The organism is Pseudomonadota bacterium, from assembly GCA_018817425.1.
Classification (GTDB): domain Bacteria; phylum Desulfobacterota; class Desulfobacteria; order Desulfobacterales; family RPRI01; genus RPRI01.
The window spans coordinates 17,265-28,780 of the sequence record JAHITX010000006.1; the positions used below are offsets into that span (position 1 = coordinate 17,265).

Consider the following 11,516-nt stretch of genomic DNA (forward strand, 5'->3'; position numbering starts at 1 on the left):
GAGAAGCAAATTACTTCCTAAGAAGTTTTTAATATTTTTTTGAACGTAGCGATTGTTTCCCCGTAGTTTTTGCTGCCAAAAATAGCCGAACCTGCTACAAATACATCAGCACCTGCGGCAGATACTTCAGCGATTGTCTCTTTGTTTATTCCCCCATCAACCTGGATAAGCGTAGAAAGCCCTTTTTCCTTTATAATATCTGAAAGAGTCTTTATTTTCAAAAGACTGTTTTTTATAAAAGACTGCCCCCCAAAACCGGGATTAACACTCATAATTAGTACAAAATCAAGATATTCGAGTACCCATTCAATAGTTGAAATGGGAGTAGACGGGTTTAAGGCTACACCGGGCTTTGCGCCATGTTCTCTTATAAGATGAACAGTTCTGTTTAAATGTGTGCAGGCTTCAACTTGTACAGAAATAAGAGAAGCGCCGGCTTTTGCAAAATCAGGGATAAATCTATCTGCATTTTCTATCATGAGATGTACATCTACGGGAAGTGATGTAATTGGTCTTACAGCTTCGACCACAAGAGCGCCCATAGTTAAATTCGGGACAAAATGTCCATCCATTACATCAACATGAATCCAGTCTGCCCCGGCTTTTTCAACCGATTGTATTTCTTCCCCAAGTTTAGAAAAATCTGCCGATAGTATAGAGGGCGCTATTAATTTCATGATTACTCCAAAATAATAATTTTGTTAAGTGAAACAACTGGCATTATATTATGATTAATTTATCTCCTTTTTTAATTAAAAAAAGTCAATAGATTTTATCCTTATGGAATCAAATATACTAAAAAAGTATGAGAATATCGATTTATTCTATTTGACATTGAGGCAATATAGCAATTTTCAATTGGACGCTCATTTTTATCGTATGATACAGATGGACGTGTAAATAGCCCATCAATAGAAAAGTTTTTTTTGAAATACATCTGAAATTATTGTTCCAAAAAAAGGAGAAAAACATGATAAATATTAAAATTGAGCGCAAGTTTTATCTGATCGGGTTCTTGGTGTTGCTTATTTTTTGCATGGCATCTTTTTCCTGGGCCGGGGCTCTTGATATATTTAATGCCGAAAAGGGTGAAATAAAAATTTCAGGGGGAACTGCCCATATTCCTGTAATGAAAACCGTAGCCGAAAAAATCATAACCTATAACAATGATATCAATATAAGTATTGCCGGCGGCGGATCAGGGGTTGGAATTAAACAGGTTGGAGAAGGTTTGGTTGATATAGGTAATTCCGGTAGAAAGCCAAAAGATGAGGAAATAAGCAAATACAACCTGAAAATGTTTAAATGGGCTATTGACGGTGTTGGTGTAGTCGTAAATCCTGAAAATACAGTCAAAAGCTTATCAAGCCAACAACTTGTTGATGTTTTTTCAGGAAAAATTGATAATTGGAAATCAATAGGTGGAATTGATAAGAAAATAAATATTTATACTAGAGACAATTCAAGCGGCACACGCGAAGTCTTTTGGAAAAAAGGACTGAACAAGGGAGATATCTCAAAGAAAGCTAATTTTGTTGTTTCAAACGGTGCTATGAAATCTGCTGTAGCAAATGACCCATATGGCATTGGCTATGTTTCTGTTGGTCATATTGATGAAAGTGTTTTACCGGTTAGTTTAGATGGCATTTTACCAAATGAAGAAAATGTACAAAACGGATCTTATAAGATTGCTCGTGGTCTTTATAGCAATACCAAAGGAGATCCACAGGGCATTGTAAAAAAGTTTATAGACTATTTGTTTACACCGGATGGACAACAAATTGTAGTAAAACAAGGATTTATCTCGGTAAAAAGTGAATAAATCAGGAAAGCTGATAGAAAAAAGTTTTGTTGTTGCTGCTGTTTTTTGCGCTGCTTTAACAATTTTGGTTTTTGTATTTATGATGATTATGAGCCTGCCTTTATTCAAAGGCGGGCTCTTTTTTAGCTTAATTAAAAGCCCGTGGAATCCGGAAAAAGGAGTTTTCGGTATTTATCCGATGTTGATAGGCACGGGTTTAATTGTATTGCTAAGTCTATGCTGGGCCTTTCCCATATGCCTTGGCTCATCAGCGCTAATTTCGGTTATTGCCCCTCCAGCGTTTTCAAATTTTTTTAAAAAAATAATCCAAATGATGACAGGAATTCCAACTGTAATCTATGGGTTCGTAGGAGTGTTTCTTCTGGTGCCCTTTATCAGGGAAATGTTTGAAGCCGGAACCGGCATGAATATCCTTTCCGCTTCTCTTATGCTGGCAATGGTTATTTCGCCGACAATGATTATTATTTTTACAGAATCGTTTCAAAATATACCACCATCATATACTGCTGCAGTTGACGCTCTTGGAGGAAGTGCTGTTCAAAAGCTGATATATGTAATTCTTCCTTGTTCCTGGAGGGGTATTCTATCCGGATTGACACTATCTCTTGGAAGAGCTATGGGTGATACATTAATTGCCTTAATGCTGGCCGGTAATGCTGTGGCTGTGCCAGATAGTATATTTGATTCGGCCCGCGCATTGACTTCACATATTGCCCTTGTAATTGCAGCCGATTTTGACAGTAATGAATTTAGGTCGATTTTTACATGCGGCCTCGTTTTATATACGTTTACAACTTTATTAATAGTGCTTGTAAGGTTTCTTGGAAAAGAGAGTTTAAAAGATAAGTGAAGCAACGTTTTTTAGAAATAAGTATTAATTGTTTTGCATGGTTTAGCGGGTTACTGCTGATAGCCTCGGTTTTTCTTATAATAGCTTTTCTTTTTATTAATGGATGGGGTTCACTGAATCTTTCATTGATTTTCGGTGATGTCCCGCCGGCAGACGCACTTTTATTTCGCCGACAGGTTTTTTCCGGTTTATTTCCTGCTATTGTTGGAACGATATCGTTGGTTATTTTGGCTGTTGGTATGGCAACTCCGGTTGGCATTGCCACAGGAATTTATCTCGCTGAATACGGGAAGGAAAACACAAAAACTTTTTTAAGTATTTTTTATGATATTTTAGCAGGCATTCCATCGATTGTAATCGGGCTTTTTGGTTTTTCCTTATCTATCTTGCTGCATCGCTATATAAATGAATTTTATCCATGTTTGCTAATATCAGCTATGTCGCTAGCGATACTGGTACTTCCATATCTTATTCGTACCACACAATTTGCTATGGAAAACATTGAGGAAGATGTACGTTTAACAGCTCCAGCCCTGGGAGCAAATACCTTGCAAAATATTCTTTACGTTTTATTGCCAAGATCACTTTCAGGAATTGCAAGCGGAGTGATTCTTGCGATAGGCCGATGTGCAGAAGATACTGCCGTTATTATGTTAACCGGAGTAGTTGCAACTGCCGGGATTCCAAAATCACTTATGAAAAGTTATGAAGCCCTTCCTTTTTATATTTATTACATATCTTCCCAGTATATAAATTCGGACGAACTTCAAACCGGTTATGGTGCTGCTATTATTCTGCTATTGATATGCGCCGGCCTTTTCTTGATAGCATTTTTTATAAAGAATATTATGATAGAAAAAATGTTGTACCGCTCATGAAAGATACTAACTCAAAAAGCTGTATTATCAAAACCAAAAACCTTTCATTTTATTATAACCAAAAACAGGTATTAAAGGAAATTTCTGTTGAAATTCCCGAGAAATCTATTTTTGCCGTTATAGGTTCTTCCGGCCAGGGCAAATCTACTTTATTAAAAATATTCAACCGGTTATGGGAAACTATACCTTATACCAGAATGGAAGGAGATGTGCATATCCGCTTAAAAGGAGAATGGATAAATATTTATGACAAATCTGTGCCCCTTCCTGAATTACGAAGGTCTGTGGGAATGATTTTTCAAACACCGAATCCTTTACCTATGAGTATTTATAAAAACGTGGCTTTTCCTTTAAAACTATCCGGATATAAAGATAAGCTGCATATTAATAAAAAAGTGGAAGATGTTTTGAAAAGAGTATATCTCTGGAAAGAAGTAAATGATAGATTGGAAGATGATGCACGGTCTCTTTCCGGAGGTCAACAACAGCGTCTTTGTATAGCGCGAGCTCTTGTCTTTGAACCGGAAATTCTTCTGGTGGATGAACCAACCTCTTTTCTTGATGTAAAATCCAGCAGAAAAATAGAAACCCTTTTACAGGAACTAAAAGACAGATGCACAATATTATTAGTATCACATAGTATGGAACAGATAAAACGAATTGCAGACATAACCATGGAACTTTCCACAGAATGAAAGCACTCCTTTTTATATTGACACCTTCTGATATATATGTTCTATCTAACAGCTTATGATAAACTGTTACTGTTAGTTAAAGCGTATATTAAAAGACAGTTCGGGTTAGGATAGAAAACAATTAATAAGCAAATAGGGATATACAGGTTATGAAAAGAACATATCAACCGAGCAGACGAAAACGAGTTCGAACACATGGTTTTTTAAAAAGAATGTCAACCAAACAGGGGAGAAACATTATAAACAAGAGAAGAGCTAAGGGAAGGTCCCGTTTATCTGTTTAATGCTTATTTAACGGTGAAAACAAGTAAATAATCGTAAATAATGCAATTGCAAAACTTTATAAAAACGGACAGAATTTTAAAACGCCACGAATTTATTGAATTATCAAAAAAAGGAAAAAGAACAAAAAATAAATATGTTACGGCAATATATTTTCCAGGATCCACGGGTAAATGCCGGCTTGGTTTGACAGTTACAAAAAAAACTGGAAATTCTGTTCAAAGAAATAGATTAAAGCGGTATGTTCGTGAGTTTTTTCGTGTAAATAAAAGCAAGTTTAATTATAATTGGGATATAAACATAATAGCAAACAAAGAATCGGTATACATATCTTCAGAAAAAATGTTTTTATCTTTACATGAAATATTTAAGAAAATAGAGGAAGGTTTTGATAATTAAGAAAATAGTTCTTTTTTCAATACGATTTTATCAGACAGTTATCTCTCCTTTTATCGGACCAGCTTGTCGCTTTTATCCAACTTGTTCAGAATATACTTTTATTGCCATACAGGAGCATGGTTTAATTAAAGGAAGCTTTCTATCTGTTAAGCGAATATTTAGATGTCATCCTTATAATTCGGGCGGAATTGATCCGGTACCAAAAAAGAACATTACATGAAGTGGATAGACCTCTTTGTAATATCATGCACGAACATCCTTCAACCATGTTTTATTCCCTGATGGTAAAAATTAAAAAATATCTCATGTTTTTGCAGATATGTAATAATATTTGTAGAAATTCATATAAACATAGGTTCCATACGGTAACAGGGAGGTTTTAATGGAACAGTCTCGTTTTATAATTGCAGTGGCACTTTCATTTGTTGTCTTTTTAGTTTGGAATCATTTTTATGATGATACAAAAGACATAAAACCTGTCGCAGAAATCGTTGAAGTACAACAAACAAATGAAAAAGAATCCTCAACATCTGATAATATTATTAAATCAAATAAAAAATATTTACAGATTGATACGCCAGCCTATGAAGAATTGAAACCTGCGAGAGTTATTAATATAAAAACACCTTTATATTCGGTGAGTATAAATGAAAAAAATGCGGCAATTACAAGTTTTAAATTGTTAAAATATAATGAGACTATTGACGTTGATTCTCCAAATAAGGAATTAATATCAAAAGATATAAAAAACGGGACTGTTATAGTCGGGTTTGATGGAAAAAGCGTGGCAGGTATTGAAAATGCTAATTATATTTCAGATATAGGTTTTGAAAATATAGTGTTAGATCAGGGAAGTAAAGAAATAAAATTTTACTGGAAATCTCCTGAAGGTATTATTATTGAGAAAAAATATCAGTTTTCAGCAGATACATATTTAGTCGGATTAAAAGTAAATATTATAAATCAATCTTCAGAATTAATAAAAGATAAACTTTTTATTTCTCTGGAAAGCTATGATGCAGGGGTTAAAAATACAAATAGCTTTGAAGGTCCAACTGCATTAATTAATGGTAGTCTTGAACAAATAAAACTCAAAAACATTGAAGATAAAAATAATTATCCTGGAACTATAAAATGGGTTTCTGCGCAGGATCGCTATTTTATGTCAGCTGTTATTCCAATTACACCTATGGAAGCAACTATGCGGCTGTATATGAAAGATAAGGAGAAAGGTCATTATGAGGCGCAATATTTACTTCCTGAAAAAGAAATCCGCCCAGGCGTTCAGGAACAAATTGATTTTAATCTTTTTTTTGGACCGAAAAGCTTAAAGCTTCTTGGAACTCTTGGTTATGATTTAAGTAAAGCTGTTAATTTTGGATGGTTTGATTTTCTTGCAAAACCGGTTTTATATGCAATGAATTTTTTATATGGTGTTATACCAAACTACGGTGTTGTTATAATTATTCTTACAGTATTGTTTAAGGTATTGTTTTGGCCTTTAGGATCAAAAAGTTATAAATCCATGAATGAAATGAAAAAAATTCAACCATTGCTTGCAGAACTAAAAGAAAAATATGGCAATGACAAAAAACGTATGAATGAAGAATTGATGGGTTTATATAAAACGTATAAGATTAATCCTATGGGAGGATGTCTTCCTATGGTAGCTCAGCTGCCAGTGTTTTTTGCTTTTTACAGGATGCTTTATGAAACTATAGAATTAAGACATGCTCCTTTTGTTTTTTGGATAAAAGATCTTGCGGCTCCCGACAGGCTTTTTCACTTTGGATTTTCTGTTCCATTTATGGAACCGCCATACGGTATACCTGTTTTGACAATAATTATGGGTGCAACAATGTTTATACAGCAGAAAATGACCCCTGCGGTCGGAGATCCGGCCCAAGCAAAAATGATGATGTTTTTACCGATTATATTTACTGTAATATTTATAAATTTTTCTGCAGGTCTGGTATTATATTGGCTTGTTAATAATGTGTTATCAATCCTTCAGCAACATATCATTTCACGGAAAACGGCTTAGATAGGGAGGAGTAATATGCCCCATTATATGGAAATTGATGGGCCAAATGTCGATAAGGCAATAGAAAAAGCGTGTAAGGAACTGAATATAACAAAAGATAAATTAAAACACGACGTTATTTCATATGGTTCAAGCGGTATATTTGGTCTTGTTGGAACAAAAAAAGCAAAAATCAGAGTAACAATTCCCGATGTGGAAATAGAAACCAAAGAAGAAATAAAAAAAGAAAAAAATATTATCGATGAAAAACCTATAGATTCTATAGTATGTGATGAAAAAAATGAAAATCTTTATATTGAAAAAGGGCTTGATATATTAAATAGAATTATAAACATTATAAATGATGATGCCAAAGCATCGGTTAAAGTCGAAAAAAATGAAGTATATTACGAAATTGAATGTTCTAACCCAGCGGTTATTATTGGTAAACGTGGACAAACACTAGATGCTATTCAATATTTAATTGAAAAAGTAGTAAGAAAAAATAATTGTGCTAAACAAAATATTACGGTTGATATTGGAGGATATTTAAATAAAAAACGTCTAAAACTTACAAGACTTGCCGAAAAAATGGCTGAGAAAGTAATGGAAAATGGAAAGCCTGTGTCTTTGGGACAAATGAATGCTTATGATAGAAGAATGATCCATCTTGCTTTAAAACAAAATAATAATGTTGTAACCCATAGCGTTGGAGATGGTTTTATTAAAAAACTTGTTATTTTTCCAAAAAAGAAACGTTCCGTAAAAGAAAAATAGTAGATCATAATAATTGTTTCAATGTTTATAACTACAGCGCTATATAAATCTTTATTTAAATATGTCATGTGCAAAGCTCTATGCATGTATGCTTCCTTCCATAAAGAAAATCATACAAGATCAGCAAGCGATGATCGATGAATAATGATACTATTGCTGCTATATCAACACCTGCTGGAAGTGGCGGGATTGGGATTATTAAAATATCCGGGGAAAATGCCAAATATATAGCCTCGTTAATATTTAAAAAATCCGGCAGGAATAAAAATTATATTCTTAATGAATCTCACAAACTTTATCATGGCCACATAATTGATCCTGATAGTCAAAAAGCCCTTGATGAAGTTCTTTTATCTATCATGCTTGCTCCGCATTCGTATACCGGAGAAGATGTTGTTGAAATAAACGTACACTCAGGAATATTTCTGCTTAAGACAATATTAAATATTGTAATTAATAAAGGTGCAAGACTTGCAGAACCAGGGGAGTTTACTAAAAGAGCGTTTATCAACGGTAGAATAGATCTTACACATGCTGAAGCTATCATTGATATAATTAATGCAAAAAACAAAAAAGCCCTTGAAATTGCTAATACACAGGTGGATGGGCTTTTAAGAAATTGTGTTGAAACAATGTTAAATGTATTAAACAATATTATTGTTAAAGTTGAAGCAGGAATAGATTTTCCTGATGATTTGGAATCATTAAGTTTTGATACAGATATTAAAAATATCGAAAAAAATGTAATAAATAAATTAAACGAGTTGATATCAGGATATGATGAAGGACATGTTTTAAGAGAGGGTTTGAAGCTGGTGATCGCTGGAAGGCCTAACGTTGGCAAATCTAGTCTAATGAACAGGCTTCTAAAAAAAGACCGTGCAATTGTTACTTCTATACCTGGAACAACAAGAGATATAATTGAAGAAACCATTATGATTTCCGGATTTACAGCTATAATTTCTGATACAGCCGGCTTGCATAATACTAAAGATCCTATTGAATCAATAGGGATACAAAAAGCTAAAGAACAGATAAAAAATGCTGATATTATATTGTTTGTTATAGATGCAAAAAATCCTTTTACAGAAGAAGACAAAAAATTGTTTGAAATTATTAACAAGAAGCAACTTGTTGTTGTTTTTAATAAAATTGATTTATTACAAGAAGGTATCTTGGTAGAAATAAATGAGGAGTTAAAATCATTTCCTTGTGTAAGGGTATCTTCATTATTCAATACAGGTGTTGAATTTTTAAAAGAAACTGTTAAAGAAACTGCTATTAAGAATATAGATTGTAGTCATTCAGCCATAATTCCTAATTTAAGACAAAAAACGGCTCTTGAAAAATGTTTGGTTAGCATAATCTCTGTATGCGAAGGAATGAAAACAGGAGAAGCGTATGAAATATTATCAATAGATCTTAAAGGCGCGATTGAATCATTAAACCTGGTAATTGGTAATAGTATAAAAATGGATATTCTTAACCAGATATTCAGCCGATTTTGTATAGGCAAATAATGTTTCACATGAAACATATTCACAATATAATTATTATGTGACTAAACCGGTTTTGGTAGTATCAATATAAAACAGCGAGCTATAATCTTTGGTCCCAAACATAAAATATGTAGAAAATGCGATTTATAAGCATCAATTGCTTCCTGTTATGAAAATAAAATAAATTTTAGGAGTGAAGCGTGAGTTTAGAATTTACAAAGTTTTTTAAAAAATATGAAACAATAGTTACTTTAGCAAATGAGCTGTTTGATAAAGTGAGCGAAAGCCATCCTGAATGCGTAAAATGCAAAATAAATTGTTCTGATTGTTGTTATGCTCTCTTTGATTTATCATTGGTGGAAGCATTATATATAAATCATAAAATAAAAGAAAATCTTGATAGTGGGAAGCGAGAACAACTTATAGGCATAGCAAACACAGCAGACAGAGAGGTTTTTAAATTAAAAAAGAAAGCTTACGATAGTTTTAAATCAGGAACAAGTGAAGATGAAATTTTAAAAGATTTAGCAACTAAAAAAATTAGATGCCCACTTTTAAATGAAAATGACAAGTGTGATCTCTATGAATTCAGACCGATAACATGCAGACTATACGGGATACCCTTTTCTATAGGTGGTATTGGTCATACCTGCGGGAAATCAGGTTTTAAAGAAGGAGCAAAATATCCTACAGTAAATATGGAGGCAATTCATAATAAGTTATTTGAAATTTCGGATGAACTTGCTAAACATATAAATACTAGATATGTAAAATTATCAGAATTGCTCATGCCCGTATCCATGGCGATTTTGACTGAATTTGATAAAGAGTTTTTAGGTGTTCCGGATAAAAACAATTCCTTAAAGAAAGAAGAATAGGTGATAAAATGTCTGAATTAAGTGATGAGGAATTCAGAAAAAAAGCGATTTTTGAAAGTATGTCCCCTAGAAGACAAAAACACATTGTTAACAAGGGGTATGAAAAGTGGGATCCGTTTGAGTTGCCGAAAGACCCGATTGACATTAGGAAAGATAAGACAAAACGAACGTCTCAAATGCTTGTAAGAGAATTTTTACAAAGCAGAAGCTCCGATCAATACAGTAATGAATATGGCAGAGGAGTGCTTGATGTTTGCCTGGGTATAGTTAATGATGATGAACGCTACATAGGGATGCTTGAATTTGCAATCTGGTACAGCAAGCTTATGAAAGAAGAAGGGCATGAAAAATAAATCTATTCGTTCGGATGTGAATTTATATGCCAAACACGAATTATAGTCTGCCTTTTGGCAACAAACCTGCTTGTATATAATCCATACTGTCTCATAGAAAACAGTCTCATAAAGCCGTCCGCCAGCAAAATAGTCCGAAATATAACCTTTTAACTTGTATTTCGAAATTCTCATTATTTTGTGCGTCAGTTTGCCGATGCGATCTATGCCTAAGTGGATCTTTTTGATCGTTTTCATAATTTGGTTCATCGGAGTCCATACGCATTATAAGTAGTTCAGAAAAACCTGAAACGCTCTGAAGGGGCTGATCCGTCTTGAGTTCCAGAATATATCAACTAAGAGGAGCAAATATATTTAGAATCCGATGACAGGACGGACTTTCCACACCTTTTTTGAATGAAGAATGATCATTTTCGTTCCCACTTTAAGGTGTGGTGAAGATATCAGAGGTTACATTCAATGCTTGTAGAAATTCTTTTTGCACCGGCCGCAGTGGGCGTGCTAATTGTCTTTGGTTACCGGACTTAACTACCAATATGCTTAGGAACTTTGTGGTCATCATAAAAGAAGTGGGCCTTTTGGTCGGTTTCTTTTTCCAGCCTGTTATCTGTGTGCCGGTGGTTTCAATATAATTTCGCATGCAGCGTTCCATTAGCCGCCATATAAGTAGTGCGATAAGCAGCACCAGGCCAAGGACTTCTATTCGTTGTGGCTTTTTCAAAAATATGCTGTTGACGATGACCGGATCTTTCAGAAAGCTAAAGTTTTGTCCGAGGCATTACCGTCCTGACAAGATCCGATAATAGGGATGTTGCGGTCCACGCAGAGCATCGAAACAAGAAACTGTTTTAGGTCCGGCCGCTTATCTTTGCTGTATCCGTAATCGATTTTAAACGGATGCTCATAACCATCGTAATCGCCGAAAACATTGATGGATGTGGTATCAAAGTGAACCCGCTGTGGATCGATATCGAATATGTTGATGGCATTTTGCGCGATCTTTGAAAAGATCTTCTGCGTGCCGGTATCGAAAACTTTATCAAGAACACGAGCGACATTA

14 protein-coding genes are annotated in these 11,516 nt (G+C 34.1%); 12 read left to right on the forward strand and 2 right to left on the reverse strand.

Going from position 1 to position 11,516, the window contains the following annotated elements; genetic code table 11:
* Window positions 1–17: 17 nt before the first annotated feature.
* Complete coding sequence (locus tag KKC46_01250; protein ID MBU1052435.1) at window positions 18–677, reverse strand: ribulose-phosphate 3-epimerase; 660 nt, start codon at window positions 675–677, stop codon at window positions 18–20.
* 293 nt (window positions 678–970) lie between these two features.
* Here KKC46_01250 and KKC46_01255 point away from each other — a divergent pair, with 293 nt between their 5' ends.
* From KKC46_01255 to KKC46_01310, 12 genes are all read left to right on the forward strand, one after another.
* On the forward strand, window positions 971–1,822 hold the full coding sequence (locus KKC46_01255; protein MBU1052436.1) for a phosphate ABC transporter substrate-binding protein: 852 nt from the start codon (window positions 971–973) through the stop codon (window positions 1,820–1,822).
* Between the two features lie 79 nt (window positions 1,823–1,901).
* Window positions 1,902–2,672, forward strand: a complete 771-nt coding sequence (locus KKC46_01260) for an ABC transporter permease subunit (protein MBU1052437.1) — start codon at window positions 1,902–1,904, stop codon at window positions 2,670–2,672.
* Window positions 2,669–3,550 carry an ABC transporter permease subunit gene (locus KKC46_01265; protein ID MBU1052438.1) on the forward strand — a complete coding sequence of 294 codons (882 nt, stop codon included), beginning with the start codon at window positions 2,669–2,671 and terminating at the stop codon, window positions 3,548–3,550. Before KKC46_01260 ends, KKC46_01265 begins: the two co-directional genes overlap by 4 nt.
* Entirely contained in the window at window positions 3,547–4,245 is a 699-nt protein-coding gene (locus KKC46_01270; protein MBU1052439.1) for a phosphate ABC transporter ATP-binding protein, read from the forward strand. Before KKC46_01265 ends, KKC46_01270 begins: the two co-directional genes overlap by 4 nt.
* Before the next feature lie 149 nt (window positions 4,246–4,394).
* Window positions 4,395–4,529, forward strand: coding sequence for a 50S ribosomal protein L34 (rpmH, locus tag KKC46_01275; protein MBU1052440.1), 135 nt, complete (start codon window positions 4,395–4,397; stop codon window positions 4,527–4,529).
* Window positions 4,530–4,569: 40 nt separating this feature from the next.
* Complete coding sequence (rnpA, locus tag KKC46_01280) at window positions 4,570–4,926, forward strand: ribonuclease P protein component (GenBank protein ID MBU1052441.1); 357 nt, start codon at window positions 4,570–4,572, stop codon at window positions 4,924–4,926.
* Window positions 4,922–5,146 carry a membrane protein insertion efficiency factor YidD gene (gene yidD, locus KKC46_01285; GenBank protein MBU1052442.1) on the forward strand — a complete coding sequence of 75 codons (225 nt, stop codon included), beginning with the start codon at window positions 4,922–4,924 and terminating at the stop codon, window positions 5,144–5,146. Before rnpA ends, yidD begins: the two co-directional genes overlap by 5 nt.
* 162 nt (window positions 5,147–5,308) lie before the next feature.
* A complete protein-coding gene (gene yidC, locus KKC46_01290; GenBank protein ID MBU1052443.1) occupies window positions 5,309–6,970 on the forward strand; it encodes a membrane protein insertase YidC in 1,662 nt (553 codons plus the stop codon).
* Between the two features lie 15 nt (window positions 6,971–6,985).
* Window positions 6,986–7,726: a Jag N-terminal domain-containing protein gene (locus KKC46_01295; GenBank protein ID MBU1052444.1), complete on the forward strand. Its 741-nt coding sequence runs from the start codon at window positions 6,986–6,988 to the stop codon at window positions 7,724–7,726.
* A 137-nt stretch (window positions 7,727–7,863) separates the two neighbouring features.
* Complete coding sequence (mnmE, locus tag KKC46_01300; GenBank protein ID MBU1052445.1) at window positions 7,864–9,246, forward strand: tRNA uridine-5-carboxymethylaminomethyl(34) synthesis GTPase MnmE; 1,383 nt, start codon at window positions 7,864–7,866, stop codon at window positions 9,244–9,246.
* A 179-nt stretch (window positions 9,247–9,425) separates the two neighbouring features.
* Entirely contained in the window at window positions 9,426–10,103 is a 678-nt protein-coding gene (locus KKC46_01305; GenBank protein ID MBU1052446.1) for a YkgJ family cysteine cluster protein, read from the forward strand.
* Window positions 10,104–10,111: 8 nt separating this feature from the next.
* Window positions 10,112–10,456, forward strand: a complete 345-nt coding sequence (locus KKC46_01310) for a hypothetical protein (protein ID MBU1052447.1) — start codon at window positions 10,112–10,114, stop codon at window positions 10,454–10,456.
* 750 nt (window positions 10,457–11,206) lie between these two features.
* On the opposite strand, the gene KKC46_01315 is transcribed toward KKC46_01310, so the two are convergent.
* A partial coding sequence (locus tag KKC46_01315) for a transposase (GenBank protein MBU1052448.1) occupies window positions 11,207–11,516 on the reverse strand: 310 nt, incomplete at its 5' end.

Bases quoted from the DNA above. Each gene is read 5' to 3' on its own strand.
- KKC46_01250 (MBU1052435.1), bottom strand. From the start codon at position 677: ATGAAATTAATAGCGCCCTCTATACTATCGGCAGATTTTTCTAAACTT.
- KKC46_01255 (MBU1052436.1), top strand. From the start codon at position 971: ATGATAAATATTAAAATTGAGCGCAAGTTTTATCTGATCGGGTTCTTG.
- KKC46_01260 (MBU1052437.1), top strand. From the start codon at position 1,902: ATGATGATTATGAGCCTGCCTTTATTCAAAGGCGGGCTCTTTTTTAGC.
- KKC46_01270 (MBU1052439.1), top strand. From the start codon at position 3,547: ATGAAAGATACTAACTCAAAAAGCTGTATTATCAAAACCAAAAACCTT.
- rpmH (MBU1052440.1), top strand. From the start codon at position 4,395: ATGAAAAGAACATATCAACCGAGCAGACGAAAACGAGTTCGAACACAT.
- rnpA (MBU1052441.1), top strand. From the start codon at position 4,570: ATGCAATTGCAAAACTTTATAAAAACGGACAGAATTTTAAAACGCCAC.
- yidC (MBU1052443.1), top strand. From the start codon at position 5,309: ATGGAACAGTCTCGTTTTATAATTGCAGTGGCACTTTCATTTGTTGTC.
- KKC46_01295 (MBU1052444.1), top strand. From the start codon at position 6,986: ATGCCCCATTATATGGAAATTGATGGGCCAAATGTCGATAAGGCAATA.
- mnmE (MBU1052445.1), top strand. From the start codon at position 7,864: ATGAATAATGATACTATTGCTGCTATATCAACACCTGCTGGAAGTGGC.
- KKC46_01310 (MBU1052447.1), top strand. From the start codon at position 10,112: ATGTCTGAATTAAGTGATGAGGAATTCAGAAAAAAAGCGATTTTTGAA.